We start from the raw sequence: 24,880 nt of genomic DNA on the forward strand, positions 1-24,880 counted from the left end.
CATGCTCGCCGACCTCACGGCCGGCGCGGTTCAGGATGCCGAGGCCCGTGCCTCCGTGCGGCCCCTCGCCGGCGTCGAACAGGCGGCGCTCGCGCAACCCGCCGCGCGGGACGCGCTCGCTTTCCTGGCACCCGCACCCCGGGTGAAGATCATCGCCGAGGTCAAGCGGGCCAGCCCGTCGCGCGGTGACCTGGCGGCGATTCCGGACCCCGCACTGCAGGCCCGCCGGTACGAGCAGGGCGGCGCATCCGCGATCTCCGTGCTCACCGAGGGCCGCCGGTTCAAGGGCAGCCTCGCCGACCTGGAAGCAGTGCACGCGGCCGTCGAGCTGCCGGTCCTGCGCAAGGACTTCATCGCGACGGAGTATCAGGTGCTCGAAGCGCGCGCGTCCGGAGCGGATCTCGTGCTGCTGATCGTCGCGAGCCTCGAGCAGGACCTGCTCGAGCGGCTGCACGCGCTCACGATCCAGCTCGGCATGACTGCGCTGGTGGAGACGCACTCCGCCGACGAGGTCGCCCGTGCTGCCGACGTCGGTGCCCGCCTGATCGGCGTGAACGCACGCGACCTTTCGACGTTCGCCCTGGACCGCGACCTGTTCGGCCGACTGGCCGAAGGCATTCCCGCGGACGCGATCAAGATCGCCGAGTCGGCGGTGCTCGCTCCGGCCGACGTCGCACATTACCGAACCGCCGGCGCCGACGTGGTGCTCATCGGCGAAGCCCTGGTGACGGGGGATCCCGTCGCCACCCTGACTGCTTTCCTGGAGGCTGGATCATGAGTCTGCGTGAGGCACCCGGACCCTACTTCGGCGAGTTCGGCGGGCGTTTCATGCCCGAGTCGCTCGTCGCCGCGATCGACGAACTGACCGCCGTCTACGAGGACGCGATGGCCGACCCGGCCTTCCAGGCCGAGTTGCTCGGCCTGCTGCACTCGTACGCCGGACGGCCCTCGGCTCTGACCGAGGTGCCCCGGTTCGCCGCGCACGCCGGCGGAGGACGGATCTTCCTCAAGCGGGAGGATCTGAACCACACCGGCTCGCACAAGATCAACAACGTGCTCGGCCAGGCGCTGCTGACCAAGCGCCTCGGCAAGACCCGGGTCATCGCCGAGACGGGCGCCGGTCAGCACGGCGTGGCGACGGCCACGGCTGCCGCTCTGTTCGGGTTCGACTGCACCATCTACATGGGCGAGGTCGACACGCAGCGCCAGGCGCTGAACGTCGCCCGAATGCGCCTGCTCGGCGCCGAGGTGATTCCGGTCACCACGGGATCGCGCACGCTCAAGGACGCCATCAACGACGCCTACCGCGACTGGGTGGCGAGCGTGGAGACGACGAACTACATCTTCGGCACGGCCGCCGGACCGCACCCGTTCCCGGCGATGGTGCGCGACTTCCAGCGCATCATCGGCGAAGAGGCGCGCGCGCAGCTGCTGGATGAGATCGGCCGTCTTCCCGATGCCGTCTTCGCCTGCGTCGGGGGCGGATCCAACGCCATCGGCATGTTCGATGCGTTCCTGGACGACGACGGCGTCGCGCTGTACGGCGTGGAGGCGGCCGGCGACGGTGTGGACACGCCCCGGCACGCGGCTTCGATCGAACGCGGTCGCCCCGGCATCCTGCACGGTGCGAAGACTTTCGTGCTGCAGGACGAGGACGGTCAGACGGTCGAGTCCCACTCCATCTCCGCGGGCCTGGACTACCCCGGTGTGGGCCCCGAGCATGCCTGGCTGGCCTCCATCGGACGCGCCGAGTACATCCCGGCGACGGACGACGAAGCGATGCAGGCGCTGCGGCTGCTGTCCGAGACCGAGGGGATCATCCCCGCGATCGAATCCGCCCACGCCCTGGCCGGAGCCATCCGCATCGGCCGGGAGATGGGCCCGGATGCCGTGACCGCGATCTGCCTGTCCGGTCGTGGCGACAAAGACATGGACACCGCGGCCCGCTACTTCGAGCTGTACGACGCCAACGCGGCGCTGGAGGGACCGCCCGTGGCGGCACCGCCCCCCGCCGACGCAGCCAAGGGCGAGGGGACCGAGCTGTGAGCTCACGCGTATCGGCCGCGATCGATGCAGCGCACGCGGACGGGCGCGGCGCGTTCGTCGGCTACCTGCCCGTGGGCTTCCCCGACCTGCAGACCAGCATCGACGCGGCGGTCACCATCGCCGAGAACGGCGTCGACGTGCTCGAGCTGGGTCCGCCGTACTCGGACCCGGTGATGGACGGCACGGTGATCCAGGAGGCGACCCAGGCCGCTCTGGCCGGAGGGTTCCGCCTTCGGGACACATTCACTGCGGTGCGCGAGATCACGCGACGCGTGGAGGTCCCCGTTCTGGTGATGACGTACTGGAACCCGGTCATGCAGTACGGCGTCGACCGTTACGCCGACGACCTGCTCGCCGCCGGCGGTGCCGGACTGATCACCCCCGACATCACGCCCGACGCCGCAGCAGACTGGATCGCCGCCAGTGAGCGCACCGGCCTGGACCGCGTCTTCCTGGCCGCACCGACCTCCACCGATGAGCGTCTGGACATGATCGTGAAGGCCTCCACCGGCTTCGTCTACACGGTCTCGACGATGGGCATCACCGGAGAACGGGCGCAGCTGGACGCCGCGGCCCGCCGTCTGGTCGAAAGGCTCCGCACGCACGACGCGGATGCGCTGCGCGCGTGCGTGGGGATCGGCATCTCCACGGCGGACCAGGTCAGTGACGTGCTGGCATATGCCGATGGCGCCATCGTCGGCACCGCGTTGGTGCGCGCGCTGCGCGACGGAGGGCTGGAGGCACTGGCCGAGACCGCTCGGGCGCTGTCTGCCGGTACCCGGCGCCGCGCCTAGACTCGTACGCATGTTGTTCGCCCCAACGAGCGCGGTCCACGGTGTGCTCGCCAGCATCCCGAGCCCGACGGTCAGCTATTTCGACATCGGACCCCTGCGGATCCATGTCTACGCACTGTGCATCATCGCCGGCATCATCGCTGCGGTGCTGCTCACGAACTGGCGCCTGACCCGCCGCGGCGCCGAGCCCTGGGTGGTCATCGACATCTGCCTCATCGCGGTGCCGCTGGGGATCATCGGGGCGCGGATCTTCCACGTGCTCACCCATCCCGGGTACTACTTCGCAGAGGGCGCGGACTTCTGGGCGGTCTTCCGCATCTGGGAGGGCGGGATCGCGATCTACGGCGCCCTCATCGGCGGCGCCATCGGCGCGTGGCTGGGCTGCCGGTGGACCGGCATCCGGTTCTGGACGTTCGCCGACGCGCTGGCACCAGGGCTGCTCCTGGCCCAGGCGATGGGCCGCTTCGGCAACTGGTTCAACCAGGAGCTGTTCGGCCTGCCCACGGATCTGCCGTGGGGCCTGGAGATCGACAGCGACAACCCCGCGTTCCCCGAGGGTCTGACACCGGGCACGCTCTTTCACCCCACGTTCCTCTACGAGGTGATCTGGAACTCGCTCGGCGTGCTGTTCCTGCTCTGGGTCGGCCGCAGATTCCGCCTGCAGTGGGGCCGGCTGTTCGCCCTCTACCTCATCTGGTACAGCGCTGGCCGCATCGTCTGGGAGTCGATCCGCCTGGATCCGAGCGAGATCATCCTGGGGCTGCGCAGCAACGTCTGGGCCGCCATCGTCGGAGTCCTGATCGGTCTGGCCCTCTTCTTCATCCAGAAACGGCGGCACCCGGGGCTGGAGCCCTCGCCCTATGTCCCCGGCCGCGAATGGTCGCCGCCAGGCACTGTACAATCGCAAGGCGACTTCGTCGACGTCAGCGAACCACCGGCCGACGAACTCGTTACGGGCACCGCCACAAGCACAGTCGCCTCGAAGTAGCGGTTCACCGAACGGTGAACCGGCTTCCGCAATTCAGGGCCGACGTCGTCCCATCATGAACATGGATGTGAGGACGGTAGGTATGTCTTCGAGCCTCGGTCTTGAACGGCACGGGCACGGCACCGCCGAGCACGCTTTCGGCACGCTTCCGCCGAAGCAGGGCATGTACAACCCTGCCTTCGAGAAGGACGCCTGCGGGCTGGCGATGGTGGCGACCCTGCGCGGCGAGGCGGGGCACGACATCATCGACCTCGCCCTGACCGCGCTGCGCAATCTCGAGCACCGCGGTGCCATCGGCTCCGATGCCGGCACCGGAGACGGCGCCGGCATCCTCACCCAGATGCCCGACGCTTTCCTGCGTGCTGTCGTGGACTTCGCGCTGCCGCCGGTGGGGGAGTACGCCGCCGGCATGATCTTCCTGCCCCGCGACGAGGAGCTGCGGGCGGCCGAGAAGTCCGGGATCGAGCGCATCGCCGCGGCCGAGAACCTCGTCGTGCTCGGGTGGCGCGACGTGCCGACCGTCGATGAGCATCTCGGCAAACTGGCTTTCGAGGCCCGGCCCGTGTTCGAGCAGCTGTTCGTGTCGCGTCCCGCTGTCGGTGACCAGGCGGCACTGTCCGGGATCGCGCTGGACAGGCGGGTCTTCCGTCTGCGCAAGCGCGCCGGCAACGAGCTGGGCTCCTACATCGTCTCGCTCTCGTCCCGGACGCTCGGATACAAGGGCATGGTCACCACCCTGCAGCTGGAGCCGTTCTACCCCGACCTGCAGGACGAGCGATTCGCGTCGGAGCTGGCCGTGGTGCACTCGCGCTACTCCACCAACACCTTCCCGTCGTGGCCGCTGGCCCAGCCGCTGCGGATGCTCGCGCACAACGGCGAGATCAACACCGTGCGCGGAAACCGCAACTGGATGCGCGCGCGTCAGTCGCAGCTGGAATCCGAACTGCTGGGCGAGATCGATCCGCTGCTGCCGATCTGCACCGAAGGGGCGAGCGACTCCGCGTCGTTCGACGAGGTCCTCGAACTTCTGACGCTGACCGGCCGGAGCCTTCCGCACGCGATCATGATGATGGTCCCGGAGGCCTACGAGAAGCAGGCCGACATCGATCCGAAGCTGCGCGCCTTCTACGACTACCACTCCATGCAGATGGAGCCGTGGGACGGGCCGGCCGCACTCATCTTCACCGACGGCACGCTCGTCGGCGCGACCCTGGACCGCAACGGACTGCGTCCGGGCCGGTGGACCGAGACGACCGACGGTCTGATCGTGATCGGCAGCGAAACGGGCGTGCTCGACTTCGCACCGGAGCGGATCAAGCGCCGCGGACGGCTGCGTCCGGGCCGGATGTTCCTGGTCGACACCGCCTCGCGCCGGATCGTCGAAGAGGACGAGATCAAGGCGCAGCTGGCCGACCAGGAGCCGTGGGCGGAATGGCTCGACGCGGGACGGGTGCGCCTGGCGGATCTGCCCGAGCGCGAGCACATCGTGCATCCGATCGCCTCGATCACCCGGCGTCAGCGCACGTTCGGCTACACCGAGGAGGAGGTCCGCATCCTCCTGACCCCGATGGGCCAGACCGGCGCGGAGCCGCTCGGCGCGATGGGCAGCGACACGCCGGTGGCCGTCCTCAGCGAGCGCCCCCGCCTGCTGTTCGACTACTTCACGCAGCAGTTCGCCCAGGTGACCAACCCGCCGCTGGACTCGATCCGCGAAGAGGTGGTCACCAGCCTGAAACTCGGCCTCGGCCCGGAGTCCAACCTGCTGTCCTGGGGTCCCGGGCACGCTCGGTCTGTCACCCTGGATTTCCCGGTCATCGACAACGACGAGCTCGCGAAGATCCAGCACATCCAGCGCGCCCTGCCGGAGCGTTCCAGCGCGACGATCCGCGGCCTCTATCACTTCGACGCCGGCCCGGACCAGATGCGCCAGCGCATCGACGAGATGTGCGTCGAGGTGGACGAGGCGATCGACCGCGGTGCGGAGTTCCTCATCCTGTCCGACCGCGACTCGAACAAGGATCTCGTCCCCATCCCTTCGCTGCTGATGGTCTCCGCGATCCACCATCACCTGATCCGCCGGCAGAACCGCATGAAGGTCGGCCTGATCGTCGAAGCGGGTGACGTGCGCGAGGTGCACCACGTCGCCACGCTCATCGGATACGGCGCGTCCGCGGTCAACCCGTATCTGGCGATGGAGACGGTGGAGTCGCTGGTGCGGACCGGCTACATCACCGGCATCCCGCCGGAGAAGGCGGTCAAGAACCTCATCTACGCGCTCGGCAAGGGCGTCCTGAAGATCATGTCGAAGATGGGCATCTCCACCGTGTCCTCCTACGCCGGAGCGCAGGCGTTCGAGGCGGTCGGTCTGAGTGAGGAGTTCGTGGACCGGTACTTCACCGGCACGGAGTCCAAGCTCGGCGGCATCGGCATTCAGCACATCGCCGCCGAGAACCAGGCCCGTCACGACTACGCCTACCCCGAGGATGCCGCGGTGCGCGCGCACGAACGGCTCTGGACCGGCGGGGAATACCAGTGGCGGCGAGACGGATCCCCGCATCTGTTCAACCCGGACACCGTGTTCCGCCTGCAGCACGCGACCCGCACGCGTCGTTACGACATCTTCCGCGAGTACACCAGGCTCGTGGACGACCAGGCATCCGAATTGAAGACCCTGCGCGGCATGTTCGCACTGCGCTCCGGAGTGCGCAGCCCGATCCCGATCGACGAGGTCGAACCGGTCTCCGCCATCGTGAAGCGGTTCTCCACGGGAGCCATGAGCTACGGCTCCATCTCGCGCGAGGCCCACGAAACGCTGGCGATCGCGATGAACCGCCTGGGCGGCAAGTCCAACACCGGGGAGGGCGGCGAGGACGTCGACCGGCTCCTGGATCCCGAGCGCCGCAGCGCGATCAAGCAGGTCGCCTCCGGCCGTTTCGGTGTGACCAGCCTTTACCTGACCAAAGCGGACGACATCCAGATCAAGCTCGCCCAGGGCGCCAAGCCCGGCGAGGGCGGTCAGCTGCCGCCGACCAAGGTCTATCCGTGGGTCGCGCGTACGCGGCACGCGACGGCCGGCGTGGGACTGATCTCGCCGCCGCCGCATCACGACATCTACTCGATCGAAGACCTCAAGCAGCTGATCTTCGACCTCAAACGCGCGAATCCCGCAGCCCGGGTGCATGTCAAGCTGGTCAGCCAGTCGGGCATCGGCGCGGTCGCCGCCGGCACCGCCAAGGCTCTGGCCGACGTCATCCTGGTCTCCGGCCACGACGGCGGCACCGGAGCGAGCCCGCTGAACTCACTGAAGCACGCAGGCACCCCGTGGGAGCTCGGGCTGGCTGAGACCCAGCAGACCCTGATGCTCAACGGCATGCGCGACCGTGTGGTGGTCCAGGTCGACGGCCAGCTCAAGACCGGTCGGGACGTCATCATCGGCGCGCTGCTGGGCGCCGAGGAGTTCGGCTTCGCCACGGCGCCTCTGGTGGTCTCCGGCTGCGTCATGATGCGCGTCTGCCACTTGGACACCTGTCCCGTCGGGGTCGCCACACAGAACCCGGTCCTGCGCGAACGGTTCACCGGCAAGCCCGAGTTCGTCGTCAATTTCATGGAGTTCATCGCCGAGGAGGTCCGCGAGTACCTCGCGGAGCTCGGCTTCCGCTCGCTCGAAGAAGCGGTCGGCCACCACGAGATGCTGGACATCAACGGCGCGGTGGAGCACTGGAAGGCCAGCGGGCTGGACCTCGCGCCGATCCTGGCCGGACCCGAGTTCGGTCCGGACCAGGCGCGGCGCAACACCCGCCCGCAGCAGCACGAGCTGGAGGCGCACTTCGATGTCCCGCTCATCGAGGCGGCCCGGGACGTCATCGCGCACAGCGGCACCATCGAGTTCGACCTGCCCATCCGCAACACCGAGCGTGCGGTCGGCACGATGCTCGGCCATCACGTGACCCTCGCGCACGGGGAGAACGGGATGCCGTCCGGATCGATCGTGGTCAACCTCACCGGCTCGGCCGGTCAGTCCTTCGGTGCGTTCATGCCCGCCGGGATCACCCTGCGTCTGGAAGGCGACTCGAACGACTATGTCGGCAAGGGCCTCTCCGGCGGCCAGATCGTGATCCGTCCGCCGCGCGCCGCAACCTTCGACGCGTCGAAGAACGTGATCGCGGGCAACGTCATCGGATACGGCGCGACGCAGGGCACGATGTTCCTGCGCGGCGTCGTGGGGGAGCGGTTCTTCGTCCGCAACTCCGGTGCCACGGCCGTGGTGGAGGGCGTCGGCGACCACGCCCTGGAGTACATGACCGGTGGGCTCGCCGTGATCCTCGGCGCCACCGGGCGCAACCTGGGTGCGGGGATGTCCGGCGGCAGCGCCTACGTGTACCGCCTCGATCCGGCACTGGTCAACCGCGACGCGCTGGCCACCGGTGAGCTGGAACTCGGGGAACTGGGCTCCGGGGATGCCGAGATCCTCCGCGATCTGCTCCAGCAGCACCTTGCCGAGACGGACTCGACGCTCGCGGCATCCCTGCTGGCGAACTTCGACGCCGAACTGGACAATTTCGTCCGCGTCATGCCGCGCGACTACGCCGCGGTTCTGCTGACCCGTCAGGAGGCCGTGGCTGAAGGCCTCGACCCCGACGGCGACGTCGTCTGGACCCGCATCCTGGAGGTGACTGGTGGCTGACCCCAAAGGCTTTCTGAAGGTGACGGAGCGCGAACTGCCTCCTCGTCGACCGGTGCCGGTGCGGATCATGGACTGGAAAGAGGTCTACGAGCCGGGCGATTCTGCAGTGCTGCGCCGTCAGGCGGGGCGCTGCATGGACTGCGGCATCCCGTTCTGCCACAAGGGATGCCCGCTGGGCAATCTCATTCCGGAGTGGAACGACCTGACCTGGCGGGGTGAGGGGCGTTCGGCTATCGAGCGTCTGCACGCCACCAACAACTTCCCGGAGTTCACCGGCCGGCTCTGCCCCGCGCCATGCGAGAGCTCCTGCGTCCTGGGCATCAACCAGCCCGCCGTCACGATCAAGCAGATCGAAGTGTCGATCATCGACGAGGCGTTCGCGAACGGCTGGGTCGAGCCCGAACCGCCCGGCCGTCTGACCGGCAAGACCGTCGCGGTGGTCGGCTCCGGCCCCGCCGGGCTCGCCGCCGCCCAGCAGCTCACCCGCGCCGGGCACACGGTGGCGGTGTACGAGCGTGACGATCGGATCGGCGGACTTCTGCGGTACGGCATCCCGGATTTCAAGATGGAGAAGCGGCACCTCGAGCACCGGCTCCGTCAGATGCAGGATGAGGGCACCCGCTTCCGCGCCGGCGTCGCGATCGGCACCGACATCGCATGGAACGACCTGCGCGCCAGGTACGACGCGGTCGTGGTCGCGACCGGCGCCACGGTGCCGCGCGAACTGCCGATCCCGGGTCGCGATCTGGCCGGCGTTCATTTCGCGATGGAATACCTGACCGAATCGAACAAGGCTCTCGCCGGCGACGCGGTCCCCAACCAGATCACCGCCGAAGGCAAGCACGTCGTGGTCATCGGCGGCGGCGACACCGGAGCGGACTGCATCGGCACCGCGCATCGTCAGGGTGCGCTGAGCGTCACCAACCTCGCCATCGGCAAGCAGCCGCCCGGCGTGCGCCCGGATCATCAGCCGTGGCCGATGTCCCCGACGCTGTTCGAGGTGTCCTCGGCACACGAGGAGGGCGGCGAGCGATCGTATCTGGCATCGACCGTCGAGTTCCTCGGCAACAACGGGGGAGAGGTGCGCGCCCTGCGTGTCGCCGAGACGGAGTTCGTGGATGGCCGCCGCGTGCCCAGGAGCGGCACCGAACGCGAGATTCCTGCTGATCTGGTGCTGATCGCCATGGGCTTCACCGGCCCCGAGCGCACCCTCCTCGAGGAGCAGCTCGGCGCGCGGTTCACATCGCGCGGCAGCCTCGATCGCGAAGACGACTACCAGACGAGCTCACCGGGCGTGTTCGTGGCGGGCGACGCCGGCCGCGGTCAGTCGCTGATCGTCTGGGCCATCGCCGAGGGGCGGGCCGCCGCGGCGAAGGTGGACGAGTACCTGATGGGTGCGACATCGCTGCCCGCACCGGTGCTCCCGTCCGATGTCGCGATCGGCCTGCAGCGCGCGTAGGCTTGCCGCGGCAACTCTGCCGCACCCCCACTGAAGCACTCGGAGTGAAATTACCGATGAGACGTGCCAAGATCGTCGCCACGTTGGGACCCGCCACCTCCACATACGAGCAGGTCCGAGCGATCATCGATGCGGGTGTCGACGTCGCACGCATGAACCTCAGCCACGGAGATCACACCGTGCACGAGACGAACTTCGCCAACGTGCGCAAGGCGGCCGACGATGCCGGCCGCGCTGTTGCCATCCTGGTCGACCTGCAGGGGCCCAAGATCCGGCTCGGCAAGTTCGCCGACGGCCCGCATGATCTCGCCGTCGGCGACATCTTCAAGATCACCGTGGACGACGTCCCCGGCACCAAGGAGCTCGTCTCCACGACGTACAAGGGTCTGCCGGCCGATGTCCACCCCGGCGATTTCCTGCTGATCGACGACGGCAAGGTCAAGGTCGAGGTCGTCGAGACCGACGGCACGGTCGTCACGACCAAGGTGCTGGTGGCCGGCCCGGTGTCCAACAACAAGGGCATCAACCTCCCCGGCGTCGCCGTCAACGTTCCCGCACTGTCGGAGAAGGACGAGGACGACCTGCGCTGGGGCCTGCGCATCGGCGCGGACATCATCGCCCTGTCGTTCGTGCGCGACGCCAAGGACGTGCAGCGCGTGCACGTCATCATGGCCGAAGAGGGACGTCGCGTCCCCGTGATCGCCAAGATCGAGAAGCCGCAGGCCGTCGATCACCTCGAGGAGATCATCGACGCGTTCGACGGCATCATGGTCGCCCGTGGCGACCTGGGCGTCGAGCTTCCGCTGGAAGCGGTGCCGATCGTCCAGAAGCGGGCCGTCGAGCTGTGCCGACGGATGGCCAAGCCCGTCATCGTCGCGACGCAGATGCTCGAGTCGATGATCGACAACCCCGTCCCCACCCGTGCCGAGACCTCGGACGTCGCCAACGCGGTCCTTGACGGCGCCGACGCGGTCATGCTCTCCGGAGAGACCAGTGTGGGCAAGTACCCGGTCGTCGTGGTCGAGACGATGGCCAGGATCATCGCGTCGACCGAGGATCACGGCCTGGAACGCATCGCACCGCTGAACACGAAGCCGCGCACGCAGGGCGGGGCCATCACGCTCGCTGCCATGGAAGTTGCCGACTTCGTCGATGCCAAGTACGTCTGCATCTTCACCGAGTCCGGCGACACGGCACGCCGCATGTCCCGCCTGCGGCCGCGATTCCCGATGATCAGCTTCACCCCCGATCCTGCCATCCGCCGCCGCATGGCGCTCACCTGGGGCATACAGTCGACCCTCGTGGAGCACGTCGCCCACACGGACCGCATGTTCATCCAGGTCGACGACTACTTCCTCTCCAACGACCTCGCGAAGGTCGGCGACAAGGTCGTGGTCATCTCCGGTTCCCCTCCAGGGATCATCGGCTCGACCAACGACATCCGCATTCACAAGATCGGCGACGCCGTCCACGGGAAGGCTCCCATCTACCAGTCGCGCGAGTGACGGCCCCCGTATCCGAGAATGATCCCGCTCGCTAGGCTGAGCGCGATCATTCTCGTTAGGGGTGCCCGCGATGAACTTCTTCGGAGACTTCCTCTGGATCCTGCTGTGGATCTGCTATTTCACGGCCTACATCTTCGTCGTCGTCCTGGTGATCGGGGATCTTTTCCGCGACGAGGAGCTCAACGGCTGGTTCAAAGCACTGTGGATCATCTTCCTGGTCTTCCTGCCGTTCCTGACCGCCCTGGTGTACGTGATAGCGCGCGGCAAGGGCATGGCCGAGCGCAGCGGCGGCGGATACCGCACCGTGGCGGAGGCGGATGACTATCGCCCCGCCTCGTCGCGCACGCCGGCATCCGACATCGCCCAGGCCAAGGCTCTGCTGGATGCCGGGACCATAAGCCAGGGCGAATTCGACGCGCTCAAGAGCAAGGCGCTGGGCAACCAGTACTTCGGCGCCTGAGCGCCGTGCTGGCGCCCCCACCCGGTCAGCCCGCCGTTCTGCGGATGCGTCCGACCCCGCGCGGTGGACGTCGACGTGCCGCGGCGGATGTGAAACGCCCCTAGACCGGCGGGGAGCGGAATCCTTCACCTGAACCCTGCCGCGGACTAGCGTGGGGTCGTGTCCGCACCCGCGACCGATGCACGCACCGCGCACGCCGCCGGCGTGCGGCGGCTGCTCGAGAGCTACTGGGCGCTGCCGCCGGGCGCGCAGGTCCGGCTCGCCAAGCGCACCTCGAACCTGTTCCGCTCGCGTTCGGAAACTGCCGCCCCTGGCCTGGACACGTCAGGGTTGACGGGAGTCATCGGCGTCGATCCTGAGGGCCGCACGGCGGACGTCGCCGGCATGTGCACCTACGAGGATCTCCTCGCCGCGACACTGCCGCAGGGGTTGGCACCCCTCGTCGTGCCGCAACTGAGGACGATCACGCTTGGCGGAGCGGTCACCGGCCTGGGCATCGAGTCGACGTCGTTCCGAAGCGGGCTGCCGCATGAATCGGTGCTTGAGATGGACATCCTCACCGGCGCGGGGGAGGTGATCACGGCATCCCCGAGCGAGCACGCCGACCTGTACCGAACGTTCCCCAATTCATACGGCACTCTCGGCTACGCGGTGCGTCTGCGCATCGAACTCGAGACGGTCCAGCCGTTCGTGACCCTCCGGCACGTACGCTTTCACACGATCGCCGATCTGATGGCGGCGATGGACCGCATCGTCGCGTCGCGTTGCCTGGACGACGTGGCGGTGGACTATCTCGACGGCGTGGTGTTCGGCGCCGACGAGAGCTACCTGTGCGTCGGGACGAAGAGCTCCGTGCCCGGCGCGGTCAGCGACTACACGGGTCGACAAATCTATTACCGGTCCATCCGGCACGACGACGCCGGGAAAGCCGACCGGCTCACCATCCACGACTACCTCTGGCGGTGGGACACCGACTGGTTCTGGTGCTCGGCGGCGTTCGGGGCGCAACACCCCCTCGTCCGTCGCGTGTGGCCCCGGCGCTACCTCCGCAGCGCCACGTACAGCAGGCTGATGGGGCTGGAACGCCGATTCGACATCGGCGATCGCCTGGAGAAGCTGCACGGGCGCCCCGCGCGCGAGCGCGTGATTCAGGACATCGAAGTGCCGATCGCCCGGTGCGCCGATTTTGTCGAATGGTTTCTCGGGAACGTGCCGATCACGCCGATCTGGCTCTGTCCGCTGCGATTGCGCGACCATGAAGCGTGGCCGCTCTACCCGCTGCATCCAGCCGCGACCTACGTCAACGTCGGCTTCTGGTCCACCGTGCCGGTCGGGGCGACCCAAGGCGAGACGAATCGGCTGATCGAGCAGAAGGTGCGCGAGCTCGACGGGCACAAATCGCTGTACTCCGACGCGTTCTATTCACGGGAGGACTTCGACTCGCTCTACGGCGGGGCCGACTATCGAGCGGCGAAAAGGCGGTACGACCCCGACGCGAGACTGCTCGACCTCTATCAGAAGGCGGTGCAACGACGATGACCACATCCAAGGAACGGACGGATGCCTCGGCCGATGGCGGCGCGGCCGTGACGGGCGACGCGGAGTCCGGAGAACTCACGCTCGCCGAGGTGCTCGAGATCTTCACGGCGGGCCGGCTGCCGCTGCGCTTCACCGCGTATGACGGCAGCACGGCCGGACCTCCCGACGCGCCCTTCGCCCTTGACCTGAAGACACCCCGCGGCACGACCTATCTCGTCACCGGGTTCGGCGATCTGGGGCTCGCGCGTGCCTACATCGCAGGCGATCTCGACATCCGAGGTGTGCACCCCGGCGACCCGTACGAGCTGCTCAAGACGCTCGAGAGCCTTGAGTTCACGCGACCATCGCCGCGGCTCATGGCCCGGATCATCCGCTCGATCGGCGTCGAGCATCTGCGCCCGGTCGCGCCGCCGCCGCAGGAGGTGCCCCCGCGCTGGAAGCGCATCGCCGGTGGCTTGCGGCACAGCAAGTCACGCGATGCGCAGGCGATCCACCACCACTACGACGTCTCGAACACCTTCTACGAGTGGGTGCTCGGCCCATCGATGACCTACACGTGCGCGTGCTACCCGCACCTCGACGCTTCGCTCGAGGAGGCACAGGAGAACAAGTACCGCCTCGTGTTCGACAAGCTGCGGCTGAAGCCGGGGGACCGGCTGCTCGACGTCGGGTGCGGCTGGGGCGGCATGGTGCGCTACGCCGCTCGTCGGGGTGTCCACGCCCTCGGAGTGACGCTGTCGCAGGAGCAGGCCGGGTGGGCGCAGCGCGCCATCGCCGGCGAAGGGCTGGAGCATGCTGATGTGCGGTACGGCGACTACCGCGGTATCGCCGAGACCGGTTTCGACGCGGTGTCGTCGATCGGGCTGCTCGAGCACATCGGGGTGCGCAACTACCCGGCGTACTTCCGCTTCCTGCGCTCGCGGATACGCCCGGGAGGCCTGCTGCTCAACCACTGCATCACCCGCAGTGACAACAAGACCGAGCCCGCGGCGCGGGGGTTCATCGACCGCTACGTCTTCCCGGACGGAGAGCTGACCGGTTCCGGTCGCATCATCACCGAGGCACAGGATGCCGGGCTCGAAGTGCTGCACGAGGAGAACCTGCGCCCTCACTACGCACTGACGCTCCGTGACTGGTGCGCGAACCTCGTCGAGCACTGGGACGAAGCGGTCACCGAGATCGGACTGCCCGCTGCGAAGGTGTGGGGCCTGTACATGGCCGGATCACGGCTCGCCTTCGAATCGGGCGGGATCGAGCTGCACCACGTTCTCGCCGTCAACTCCCCGGGGAACAGCGACGATGCCGACCTTCCGCTGCGGCCGTGGTGGACACCATAGCGGCATGCGGCCGGAGTCGCCGCGATCCTCATCTCAACTCCGCCACGCTCCGTGCCGCGATTGTGTGAGCCTGCAGCGGTCGGGGGTGACGCTGGCCGAACAGATCGCTGTACAGGTGCGTGCCGCGATCGCTTCTGGCGATCTTGCCCCCGGTGAACGGCTGCCCCCGGCGCGGGAGTTATCGGTGTCGCTGCAGGTCAACATGCACACGGTGCTGCGGGCGTATCAACAGTTGCGGGATGAGGAATTGATAGCGATGAGACAAGGCCGCGGGGCATTCGTGCGAGATGACGCAGGAGCAGCATCTTTGCGCGTGGGTGAGCTGGCCGCGCAACTTGCAGCGGAGGCGCGAAAGCTTGGCATTTCTGTGCAGGACCTGCATGCCCGGATCGATCGGCTCATGGGCGGCGCCGCATGATCGGGCTACGGAAAGCCCTGGCGATCGTCTCCTTGTGGCTGCCTGCCGCGGCCATTCTCAGTACCTGGGCGCTATGGAGCGGCCGCTTGCCGGGCCAGCTGCCGACACACTGGGGAAACAGCGGTCCCGCTGATTCGGCGACGGATGCCGCGACATTCCTGGGGTGGCTGGTGGCGGTCGCCATTGGTGCGGCACTGATCGGTACGATTCTGCTTTTGATTCCGATGTCGGGCAAGTGGGAGCAGCGTGCCATCGGTGGCAATACGGCTGCCACCGGTGCGTTCGTGTTCGGCATGTGGCTGGGGAGCACTGCTCCGTCACTCGATGTCGCCGACCCGTACACGGTGGAGCTTGGCGCGTGGATCATTCCGACCTTGATCGCGCCGTTCTACGCATTCGTGCCTCTGGCGCTGTTCCCCTCGCCGAGCGGTCCAGCCGTGACCGTCCGGGACCCGGTTGCGGTGAAACCGATGACCCTTGCTCCGATGCACACGGTCGCTTGGAGCCGCACCGTGTCATCCTGGTTGTTCATTTCGATAACCGTCGTGGTGCTCATCATGGGAGTCCTGCTCTTCTTGATGCCCATCCTTCGTGACGGTATCGAGGCAGCGAGCTGGGCGATGATCCCCTTTCTCGGGGCGTTCTTACTTGTCGCCCTCTTCTGTGCGTTCCGGGTCACCGTGGACTGGAGGGGCTTTCGCGTCACGTCGCTCCTGTTCGGTATTCCCCTCAAGCGAATCGCCCCCGAAGACATTGCGGCTGTTGAGGTGGCCGTGCTGGAACCTATGCAGTGGGGTGGCTGGGGGTTTCGAATCATGCCAGGGCGGTCCGCGATCATCCTGAGGGCGGGCCCCGGGCTGGTGTTCACCCGGCAGAACGGCAAGCAGTTCGCGATCACCCTCGACGGCGCGGAGGAACCAGCGAGCATCCTCCTCAACCTCGCCGGTAAGGACGACGCTTCGCGAGCGTGACATCAGACACACGTGCTCATTCGCTCGTACAGACGTTGACAATCGCCTCACTGACGGACCGCCAAGTGGGCGCGCACGTATCGATGGGTGGCAACTCGCGGCAAAGCTGAAGCGAGTCCGCGCGTCACTGAGTTCCCGGGCCCCATCCGCCGATGGGGCCGCCCCGGACTGGTTCGTCGCGGAGCACTCGCTGCTCGTTGTCGCGAAATCGCGGCTCGTAGTGCGTGAAGTAGATCTTCGCCACCAGGTCACGCCGGCTGCGCACTCCGGCCTTCGCGAACACGTTCTGCAGGTGGTTTTGAACCGTGAGCGGTGAGACGAACAGTTCCGTGGCGATCTCGTTGGTGGAGTAGCCCGTCAGGACGAGCTCAACGACCTCGCGTTCTCGCTCGGTCAGGCCGTACGCAGACATCAGGAGCGGATAGATCCGGGCCGGGTGCGCGGGTTCGATGATCACCGCGACTCGTTGCCGATCATCACCGCTGAGCGGCGCACCGTGCAGCAGAATCCAGGTACCGTCGTCCGCGAGGACCCGGGAGAACGCGACGGTCACGAGACCGCGGTCGGTGACGCGCTGCAGGCTGTGCGCCGCCACGGCGACGACAGCCGACGGGAGTCGCCCGACCCTACGGTCGCCATCCGGCAGTAGCGAGAGCCAATGCTCCGCTCCTGCGGTGGCGGAACACACTTCCCAGGCGTCATCGATCACCAGGAGCCCCGGGCCCTCAAGCGACTCGGGGTCGGTCGCTTCGCCGACCGTCATCGCGCGTCGCGCGCCGGTGGCGAGCTTCGGTCCAATCGCACGCAGAAACTGCTTGTCTGCTTCACTGAACGTCGGAGCGCCCGGCTCGCGGTACAGCCCGAGGGCGCCCCAGGTCTCACCCTGCTTCGTGCGCAGGCGTGCGATCAGCTCCTGATCTCCACCCATCGTCATGTTGAACTGCCAGCGCGGACTGCTGCTCGGGTCGCCGTCCGTGGCCTCGTGGATGGTTGACAACCCGCCTGGGGAGCGAACGATGTCGATGAGCTTGTTCACGTCATCGCCGTAGTACTCGTGCGCGAGTGCTGCGGCGGGGAACTCTTCGAGACCTTCGTGGAAGTGGCTGGTGATCAGCAGCGAAGCAGGGTCGAGGGTGAAGAAGCAGGGTGCCCAGTAGTGCGGCACCACAGCGGAGATGACCTCGGTGCACGAGCGCCAGAACGACGCCAGGTCCATCGACGTCGCCGCAAGATCTCCGACCTTCTCGATCGCCCGTTCCGTCTGGCCGACAGTCATGACACCAGGGTAATCACCGCGCCCGGTGCGCAGTATGGCTGATTTCTGGCATTGGCCCGCCGGCGTCGCGGACGTAGGTTCGGCTCACGATCAGAGGGAGCGGGCCATGAAGATCGCGGTATTCGGAGGCGCGGGCCGTGCCGGAGGAGCGCTGGTGCAGCTTGCGACGCAGCGGGGCCACTCCGTGCGAGCGCTCGTGAGAGGGCGGTCCGATCCGGGCTCTCCGCTGGCGCACGTCGAAGTCGTGTCAGGAGACGCCTTCGATGCGGATGCCGTGGCGAGGACGATCGCCGGGGCCGATGTCGTCGTCTCCACCCTCGGGGGCTATCGCGGACCAGAGAGCATCTCCGCGGGCACCGCGAACATCGTCACGGCGATGCGCGCAGATGGACCTGACCGGCTTGTCGTGCTCCAAGGCTTCCACATCGACTTCCCCGGCGACCCGGGAAACCCCGCCAAAACTGTCGTCAGGGCCTTCCTGGCGCTGCGTTGCCGTCCCCTGCTCGCCCACGGTGAGGCGCTCGGCGAACTTCTTCGGGCAACCGACGATCTCGCCTGGACCCTCATCCGAATCCCGCGAATCGTGAACGGCTCGACCTCAGGCCGGGCGGTGACCGGCAGATTCGCCCTCGGTCCAATAGCCTCCGTGCGCGTCGGGGATGCGGCATCCACCCTGCTCGAACTCGCCGAAACCGTGGCCCACCTTCGCGAAGCGCCGATGTTGTTCACTCCCCGCTGGATCGACCGGAAGCGGGTCCTCCTGCGGGCCGAATTGCCAGCGAGCGATCAAAGTGCCCGCCGAGATGACCGCGAAGGCGAAGTCTGGTCGATGTCTCCGCAATCGCTTCTTGAGCACGATTCAGATGCGAGCGCTAACCGAACGAGGAAACCCCTCGCGCATCAGGGGTGTAGACACCCTTGAGCAATGCCAGAACGATTCCTAGAATTCCGCAGCGAAGGGAGCGAACAGACATGGACGGACCAGATCTTCTCGCGACACGACTTCTCCGCGCAATGGTCGCCGACGACGTCGACGCCATCAGTCACCTCGTCATCGAAATCGAAGACAGCAGCTACGCCGGCCTCGTCGCCACAGGACTTGCGCAGTCTTACATCAGCGAACCGCTGAAGACGGCCAGACGCGAACCACTCCTGCGTGCCCTCGAAGCGCGGATCCTCGAGCTCACCACCCTCGTCGAGGACACAAGCGACCAGTCAGCCTGATCACCGCTCGAGCACCTCTTTCCGTCCTCTCTGCAAGGAGGGATCCCTTTGCGGGCGATGCGCGTCAGTCGCGCGGTGAGCGTGCACTCTTGCGATGTCGCGCCTCGGCGAACGCCGCCAGTGGTGGGATGTGCTCGACCTCATCGAGGCGATCATCCGCCAGATGGTGAATCACAAGTCCTACGACCAGTACGACCAGGTCATCAACCAGTACAAGCGACCGACGCCGGTCGTTGAGCGGACCACGTCGCGCTAGAACGAGATCTCGGGCGGGAGATTCGCGACGTTGCCCGGCTCGACGACGTAGAGGACGGTGCCGTCGCTCTGCACCCGAATCTGCAGCCGCGCCGTGAACACCGACCAGCGACTGACCACCAGGCGCCTCACGGTGCTTCCATCGAGCCGCTGACGCTGTCGATCTGCACCGAACCACCACCCCGAGTACCGGATCTTCAGTTCGGCACCCTCGGGCTTCTGAAACCACGCCGTGGTGGTCACATTCCAAAAGGTCTCGAGCGTTCGCCATTCCCCTGAACGCACGAACTTCTCCCTCACCGGCATGACACCCCTCCTTCTCTCACGACCGACGAGCGGTCACGGAACGGGAGTGACGCTGAGGCTCAACGAGTAGTCAGCCTTCTCGGCATTGCCTCCCGAAGCCACGAAACCCACCGTCGACTCCCTGGGCGCGGTGGTGATGGTGTGCTTGGCGATGAAGTCGTCCCGGTCGTACCAGTGATCACCGTCGTTCTCGAACAGGGTGAGCTCGCGCGCGCCGTTGAACACGAATTCGTCGCGAAGGTCCTTCGTCTGACCCTGCGTCATGTTCGGCAGGGATCGTTTCACGCCGTTGAACGTCACGTAGAGCTCGTCGGTGAACGTCTCGGCCTGCTGGTTGCAGGTGATTGATCGCAAGCGCAGGATGGCCGACTGCGGCGGCGGGTCGACGCTCACGCTCAGGGAGTAGCGCGCGCCGCCCGCGTTTCCGCTGCCGCTGAACTGGAGCGTGAGGTCGGCCGGCGACGGGCTGATCATCTGCTTACCGATGAAGTCGTCCCGGTCGTACCAATGGTCACCGTCGTTCTCGAAAAGACTGAGCTCACGCTCCCCGTCGAACTCGAACTCGTCGCTCAGGGACCTGGTCTGGCCCTTGGTCATGTTGGGCAACGATCGCTTCGTTCCGTTGAACGTGACATACAGCTCGTCCGTAAATGTCTCGGCCTGGCCGAGGCACGTGATCGATTCGAGCCTGAGTATTGCCATTTCCCTACCTCAATCCTCTTCGTCGCCGCAGACCTTGCCGACACCCCAGCCCACGAGTCCGCCGATCAGCATGCCGCCGGAGCCTCCTGTCAGGAGCGCGCCGATCAGCATCCCGAACAGGCCCATTGCCGGGGCCACGGTGCTGTTGCGCGCGGAATACGTCGATCCGACCATCGTGGAGCCGAGCTCGCTCGCGGTGGGATCGTCAAGGGACTCGCGGTAGAGCCCCTCGATGACGGCAGCGGCCTTCTCGGGCGACTGTTTGTCCGCCTCGACGCGGAAGACGACGAGACTCACCTGGTCCAGCCTCTTCACGTCGGCCTCGGTCAGAAGGTGATTTCGCTGCATGCGCCTGAGCCCGAGACCGATCGCGCGGTGGCGGCTGCCGCCCGCCTCGGCGATCGTGCGCTCGGCTTCGTCCACGATGATGGACGCCAGATCCCCCGGCGACACCCCCAGGGAGAGCGACGCGCGCAGAAGCTCGATGGACCCGAAGCCCTCGGTGCGGATGGTGTTCATGACGACCTTCGTTCTGAACCTCTATTCGGGCGAGACCGTCTTTGGACGACCTCGCGAAAGCACACTGAACTGCATCCGGGGAAGCCGCGTGTGCTCCTAACGCAAAGAGTGCGCGTCTGCACTTGGTGATACACCGCTCCACGCTCAGCGAAGACAGTCTCCGCTGGCGGTTGCTCTATCCCGCACTCTTGATCGCGCGGGCTGTCGCGCGCCGCAGATACCTCCGGGCGCTCCGCGGCTGACCGCACGTTGACTGATCACGCCACGCGATCTGCTTCATACGGTGACAGGATGACGGGGGAGAGGCATCGTGACGCACACAGAACCCATCACTTCGGTATCCGATCGGCGCCAGTCGGCAATCCGTTCCGAAGCACGCCTCGGGCGACGATGAAGGCGGGTTGACGGCCGGCGTGATCCTGTTGAGCGTACTGGTCGTCGGCGCTGGCGCCGCTGCGACGTACAACCACGCCGTCATCGTGGACGAGACAGGTCTCGGCGGATGGAACCCCGAATCGTGGCTGCTGCTGCTCGCGGGTGCAGCAGTAGTCCTGATCGGTACGGTTCAGCTCGCACACTCTGCTGGGGCAAGCTCTTCAAGCGGAAGGCAACCCGGGTAGAGCCATTGACGCTCGCAAGTCGGTCCCTCAGCGCACGCTAGATTCATCATCGCCACCGGCCGGCCCGGCGGGGTCAGCGATCAGCCGCCGAATTCCGCCCCGGGCCAGCATCAGCGCCACGATCAGCGCGCTCACCTGGAAGAACCCGCCGAGGTGCACAGCGCCCCCGAACAGAAAGTCGATGAGCTCAAGAACAATGAGCTTGCTTCCCGGGAGAACCAGGAGAAGGACAGCCACGTTGAGGATGCGGATCGATCGGCGTTGCGCTCCACGGATCCGAGACACGATCCGCTTCTTGACCCACAGAACGAGCTCGAGAACTACCTTCAGCACGACGGCTGTGAGTAGAGCGACAAGGAACGATTCGGAGATCACCTGCGGGAACAGCTGTATGAACAGTCCCAGCACTACGAGATACGCCAAGACGTCCACGAGGTCCATCGGGCGTATCCGCACGCCTGGAGTGTACCCAGGCGCCAGTTCCGCTGTGCGCACGCCGGTGGCTGAACGCAACCAGGACGGAAGGCCTCGCGCCGAATTCGCGTCGCCTGCCACGCCGGGGGTAACGGTGCTCGTCGTCGTGGGCCCTATGGTCAGGTGGTCTGCTGCTGCTGCTGCTGTGGGGCCGAGGCCCCGCACTGCTCCCGCCGTTCCTGGCTTATCGGACAGACCCGCGGTTGCCCGTCGGCCGGAGCATCACGGCGGGGAGGGCGCACGAGGGCTACGTGCGGCGCTGGCCTCGTCCTCATCGTGGGTGGCGTGCAGCGCCTTGTCGGCGGGCGCTCGGCGGTCCCAACTCGGTCGTCGCATCGCGTAGAAGATCAGCGGCGGCGCGCCCAGCCCGATGATCACCAACCCCACGATCCACGGGTACACCGCGGGCGAGAACGCCGTGAATCCGGTGGGCGGGATGAAGGCGAGGATGAATGCCGCGAGGCACCCGACGAATCCGACGCCGGCCACGAGGTTCATCGCAGGTACCCGGTAGGTGCGTGTGACGTTCGGCTCCTTGCGGCGCAGGACGATCGCGGCGGCGAACATGAGCATGTACATGATGAGGTAGATCGCCGCGGCCATGTCGACGAGGGCGACGAACGCTGCGCTCACGTTGGGCACCACGATGAAGATCGCCGCAAGGATCGTCACGATCGTGCCCTGCAGCATGAGGATTCCGGACTGGACGCCCGCCTTGTTGCGCTTCTGCAGGGCCGGTGGGAGCAGCCCTGTCTCGGCGGCAGCGAGCAGGCCCTTGGAGGGACCTGCGATCCACGTGATGACGGAGGCGAGGGCGCCCGCTGCGATCAGCGCGGACACCACCGCGGTTCCCCATCCGAGATCCCACTTGTCGAAGTAGGCCTGGAACGCGAGCATGATGCCGTTGGTGAGCCCCAGCTCCTTCTCGGGGACGGCGATCGAGATCGCGATCGTCGGCAGGATGAACACGACGAGGATGAGGATGGACGCCAGCAGAACCGACCGCGGGTACCCCTTGCCGGGGTCCTTCATCTGATTCACGTGAACGGCGTTCACCTCCATGCCCGCGTACGCGAGCACATTGGAGACGATGAGCACGATGGACGCGATGCCGGTGAACGGTGGGATGATCGCCGAGGCGTCCAGCGGTACTTCGCTCTTCTGCCCGGTGCCGAGCCAGATGAAGCCGAAGATGATGAGCAGCACGGCCGGGAGAAGCGTGCCGAGGATGCCTCCCCATGAGCCGAGTTTGGCGAAGAGGTTGCCCCCGCGCAGGGTGATGAGCGTCGATCCCCAGTACAGCACGAGGATCACGATCGCGGTGAACAACCCGGAGTTCGCCAGCGACGGGTCGACGAAGACGAACGCGAGCGCCGCGGCGATGAAGGCGATCTGCGTGGGATACCAGACGACGTTCTGGATCCACTGGAGCCAGACCGCCGTAAACCCCCAACGGTTACCGAACGCTTCCCGTACCCAGACGTAGACGCCGCCTTTCCACCCGGTGGCCAGTTCGGCGGCGACGAGTGCCGTCGGGATGAGGAACAGGACGGCCGGGATGATGTAGAGGGTGATGCTCCCGAGCCCGTATACGGCCATCGCGGGAAGGGAACGCAGGCTCGCCACGACCACGAGGGTCAGCAGCGCGAGCTGGCCGACCCCCAAAAAGCTCGTGACGACCTTGCGGGACGTGAGCGGATGATTCGACGCGGCCTTCGCCGCGTCATCCGCTGTCTGCTTCGACGTGTTGGTCGACATCTCCGCCGCCTAGTGGTGGAAGGCCGGGTGCTGACCCTCGACGGGCATGGCCGACTCGAGCGCGTCGAGGTACGCGGTCTCGGTCTCGATGCTCTCGAGCAGTTCGGCGGCCAGGTCCATGCTGAGGCCGTTGCGGACCACGATGCGCTGCACCGTCAGGTCGCTCAAGTCGTCGGGCATGGGGTAGGCAGGCACGAGCCAGCCCTTCATGCGCAGCCGATCCTGCAGATGGTAGAGGTTCCAGTTCTTCGTGTGCCCTTCTTTCAGGTACCACGCGAAGACGGGGATGTCGCTGCCGTCGTTCCACAGCTCGAACGCGCCGATCTTGGCGATGCCTTCTGCGAGGTATTTCGCGACGTCCTGCGAGGCCTGCTGCACGGCGCGGTAGCCCTCGAAGCCGAGGCGGAGGAACATGTAGTACTGCAGCAGCACCTGCGCACCCGGGCGGGAGAAGTTCAGGGCGAACGTCGGCATCTGCCCGCCGAGGTAGCTCACCTGGAACACGAGGTCCTCCGGCAGCCACTGCGTGTGGCGCCACACCACCCAGCCCAAGCCCGGGTACACCAGCCCGTATTTGTGGCCCGAGGTGCTGATTGAGTGCACGCGTTCCAGGCGGAAGTCCCACATCAGGTCCGGCTGCAGGAACGGGGCGATCATCGCGCCGGACGCGCCGTCCACGTGGATCGGGATGTCGAGGCCGGTCTTGGCCTGGATCTCGTCCAGCGCCTTTGCGATCTCAGCAACCGGTTCGTACATGCCGGTGTAGGTGACTCCCATGATCGCCACGACGCCGATGGTGTTCTCGTCGACGTACTTCTCGAGGTCGTACCCGTCGAGGGTCTTGTGGTCCATGCTGATCGGCACGAAGCGGGGTTCGACGTCGAAGTAGTTGCAGAACTTCTCCCAGCACACCTGCACCGCGGACGACATCACGAGGTTCGGCTTGGACGTGTCTTTGCCGGCGACGCGGCGGGACTGCTGCCAGCGCCGCTTGAAGGCCAGTCCGCCCAGCATGCAGGCTTCCGACGAGCCGATCGTGGACGTGCCGATGCTCTGGGACGCGTCCGGCGCGTTCCACAGGTTCGCCAGCATGTGCCAGCAGTTGTCCTCGATGGCCGCGGTCTGCGGGTACTCGTCCTTGTCGATCATGTTCTTGTCGAAGGATGCCTCGTACACCTGTTTGGCGTCATCGTCCATCCAGGTGCCGACGAAGGTGGCGAGGTTGAGCCGGGAGTTGCCGTCGAGCATCGTCTCGTCATCGACGATCTGCTTGGCCGTGGACGGCAAGGACTCCTGCTGTGGGATGACGTGGCGTGCAGCGACCGTCGCCTCTCCTGGGCGGGCAAACTGCGGAGTCAAGCCGCCATCGGCCTGGAATGCGTTCATGGCCTCTCCCGTTCGTCCCGTGAATTGCCTGAGTGGGTCACCGAGGAGAATGAGGCGGCGCGAGTTCACTCCGCCTCGCCCTCAGCCCGACCGTAAACCTGCGCATGTGCTTGCAGCAGAGGCATAAGGCCCACGGTGAAACGGCCTGCAGTCGCTGCC

General features: G+C 66.7%; 22 protein-coding genes. 15 read left to right on the plus strand and 7 right to left on the minus strand.

The window, feature by feature from the left end; genetic code table 11:
* Position 1: 1 nt before the first annotated feature.
* The 12 genes from trpC to NQ152_RS00810 all read left to right on the plus strand — a co-directional run bounded on the left by trpC (position 2) and on the right by NQ152_RS00810 (position 16,201).
* On the plus strand, positions 2-778 hold the full coding sequence (gene trpC, locus NQ152_RS00755) for an indole-3-glycerol phosphate synthase TrpC (RefSeq protein ID WP_257522669.1): 777 nt from the start codon (positions 2-4) through the stop codon (positions 776-778).
* Positions 775-2,046: a tryptophan synthase subunit beta gene (trpB, locus tag NQ152_RS00760; protein ID WP_257522670.1), complete on the plus strand. Its 1,272-nt coding sequence runs from the start codon at positions 775-777 to the stop codon at positions 2,044-2,046. The genes trpC and trpB overlap by 4 nt, the downstream gene beginning before the upstream one ends.
* Positions 2,043-2,840, plus strand: a complete 798-nt coding sequence (gene trpA, locus NQ152_RS00765; protein ID WP_257522671.1) for a tryptophan synthase subunit alpha — start codon at positions 2,043-2,045, stop codon at positions 2,838-2,840. The genes trpB and trpA overlap by 4 nt, the downstream gene beginning before the upstream one ends.
* 10 nt (positions 2,841-2,850) lie before the next feature.
* Positions 2,851-3,828 (plus strand): prolipoprotein diacylglyceryl transferase, encoded by a 978-nt coding sequence (lgt, locus tag NQ152_RS00770; RefSeq protein ID WP_257522672.1) that lies wholly within the window; start codon positions 2,851-2,853, stop codon positions 3,826-3,828.
* A gap of 163 nt (positions 3,829-3,991) precedes the next feature.
* On the plus strand, positions 3,992-8,512 hold the full coding sequence (gene gltB, locus NQ152_RS00775; protein ID WP_257522804.1) for a glutamate synthase large subunit: 4,521 nt from the start codon (positions 3,992-3,994) through the stop codon (positions 8,510-8,512).
* A complete protein-coding gene (locus NQ152_RS00780) occupies positions 8,505-9,971 on the plus strand; it encodes a glutamate synthase subunit beta (protein ID WP_257502607.1) in 1,467 nt (488 codons plus the stop codon). Before gltB ends, NQ152_RS00780 begins: the two co-directional genes overlap by 8 nt.
* Positions 9,972-10,027: 56 nt before the next feature.
* The gene (gene pyk / locus NQ152_RS00785; protein WP_257502606.1) at positions 10,028-11,476 is read left to right on the plus strand and encodes a pyruvate kinase; all 1,449 of its coding nucleotides are present in this window, start codon (positions 10,028-10,030) and stop codon (positions 11,474-11,476) included.
* 70 nt (positions 11,477-11,546) lie between these two features.
* Positions 11,547-11,936, plus strand: coding sequence for an SHOCT domain-containing protein (locus NQ152_RS00790; protein ID WP_257522673.1), 390 nt, complete (start codon positions 11,547-11,549; stop codon positions 11,934-11,936).
* 159 nt (positions 11,937-12,095) lie between these two features.
* Positions 12,096-13,475 carry an FAD-binding oxidoreductase gene (locus NQ152_RS00795; RefSeq protein WP_257522674.1) on the plus strand — a complete coding sequence of 460 codons (1,380 nt, stop codon included), beginning with the start codon at positions 12,096-12,098 and terminating at the stop codon, positions 13,473-13,475.
* A complete protein-coding gene (locus tag NQ152_RS00800; protein ID WP_257522675.1) occupies positions 13,472-14,812 on the plus strand; it encodes a class I SAM-dependent methyltransferase in 1,341 nt (446 codons plus the stop codon). Before NQ152_RS00795 ends, NQ152_RS00800 begins: the two co-directional genes overlap by 4 nt.
* Before the next feature lie 85 nt (positions 14,813-14,897).
* A complete protein-coding gene (locus NQ152_RS00805; RefSeq protein ID WP_257522676.1) occupies positions 14,898-15,230 on the plus strand; it encodes a GntR family transcriptional regulator in 333 nt (110 codons plus the stop codon).
* The gene (locus NQ152_RS00810) at positions 15,227-16,201 is read left to right on the plus strand and encodes a hypothetical protein (protein WP_257522677.1); all 975 of its coding nucleotides are present in this window, start codon (positions 15,227-15,229) and stop codon (positions 16,199-16,201) included. The genes NQ152_RS00805 and NQ152_RS00810 overlap by 4 nt, the downstream gene beginning before the upstream one ends.
* A 124-nt stretch (positions 16,202-16,325) precedes the next feature.
* On the opposite strand, the gene NQ152_RS16980 is transcribed toward NQ152_RS00810, so the two are convergent.
* The gene (locus NQ152_RS16980; protein WP_306815473.1) at positions 16,326-17,477 is read right to left on the minus strand and encodes a helix-turn-helix transcriptional regulator; all 1,152 of its coding nucleotides are present in this window, start codon (positions 17,475-17,477) and stop codon (positions 16,326-16,328) included.
* Positions 17,478-17,583: 106 nt separating this feature from the next.
* On the opposite strand from NQ152_RS16980, the gene NQ152_RS00820 reads away from it, so the two are divergent.
* From NQ152_RS00820 to NQ152_RS00830, 3 genes are all read left to right on the plus strand, one after another.
* Positions 17,584-18,399: an NAD(P)-dependent oxidoreductase gene (locus tag NQ152_RS00820; protein ID WP_257522678.1), complete on the plus strand. Its 816-nt coding sequence runs from the start codon at positions 17,584-17,586 to the stop codon at positions 18,397-18,399.
* A 50-nt stretch (positions 18,400-18,449) separates the two neighbouring features.
* Positions 18,450-18,701 (plus strand): hypothetical protein, encoded by a 252-nt coding sequence (locus NQ152_RS00825; RefSeq protein WP_257522679.1) that lies wholly within the window; start codon positions 18,450-18,452, stop codon positions 18,699-18,701.
* 94 nt (positions 18,702-18,795) lie between these two features.
* Complete coding sequence (locus tag NQ152_RS00830) at positions 18,796-18,957, plus strand: hypothetical protein (protein ID WP_257502597.1); 162 nt, start codon at positions 18,796-18,798, stop codon at positions 18,955-18,957.
* Here the strand turns inward: NQ152_RS00830 and NQ152_RS00835 are convergent.
* The 6 genes from NQ152_RS00835 to NQ152_RS00860 all read right to left on the minus strand — a co-directional run bounded on the left by NQ152_RS00835 (position 18,954) and on the right by NQ152_RS00860 (position 24,721).
* Positions 18,954-19,262: a hypothetical protein gene (locus tag NQ152_RS00835; protein ID WP_257502596.1), complete on the minus strand. Its 309-nt coding sequence runs from the start codon at positions 19,260-19,262 to the stop codon at positions 18,954-18,956. The genes NQ152_RS00830 and NQ152_RS00835 overlap by 4 nt on opposite strands.
* A 33-nt stretch (positions 19,263-19,295) precedes the next feature.
* On the minus strand, positions 19,296-19,964 hold the full coding sequence (locus NQ152_RS00840) for a hypothetical protein (protein ID WP_257502595.1): 669 nt from the start codon (positions 19,962-19,964) through the stop codon (positions 19,296-19,298).
* A 9-nt stretch (positions 19,965-19,973) separates the two neighbouring features.
* The gene (locus tag NQ152_RS00845) at positions 19,974-20,483 is read right to left on the minus strand and encodes a hypothetical protein (protein ID WP_257522680.1); all 510 of its coding nucleotides are present in this window, start codon (positions 20,481-20,483) and stop codon (positions 19,974-19,976) included.
* Positions 20,484-21,130: 647 nt separating this feature from the next.
* Positions 21,131-21,544 (minus strand): hypothetical protein, encoded by a 414-nt coding sequence (locus NQ152_RS00850; protein WP_257522681.1) that lies wholly within the window; start codon positions 21,542-21,544, stop codon positions 21,131-21,133.
* A 255-nt stretch (positions 21,545-21,799) separates the two neighbouring features.
* On the minus strand, positions 21,800-23,335 hold the full coding sequence (locus NQ152_RS00855; RefSeq protein WP_257522682.1) for an amino acid permease: 1,536 nt from the start codon (positions 23,333-23,335) through the stop codon (positions 21,800-21,802).
* A gap of 9 nt (positions 23,336-23,344) precedes the next feature.
* Positions 23,345-24,721 (minus strand): glutamate decarboxylase, encoded by a 1,377-nt coding sequence (locus tag NQ152_RS00860; RefSeq protein WP_257522683.1) that lies wholly within the window; start codon positions 24,719-24,721, stop codon positions 23,345-23,347.
* Positions 24,722-24,880: the final 159 nt, after the last annotated feature.

This window comes from Microbacterium sp. zg.B48, from assembly GCF_024623505.1.
GTDB lineage: Bacteria > Actinomycetota > Actinomycetes > Actinomycetales > Microbacteriaceae > Microbacterium.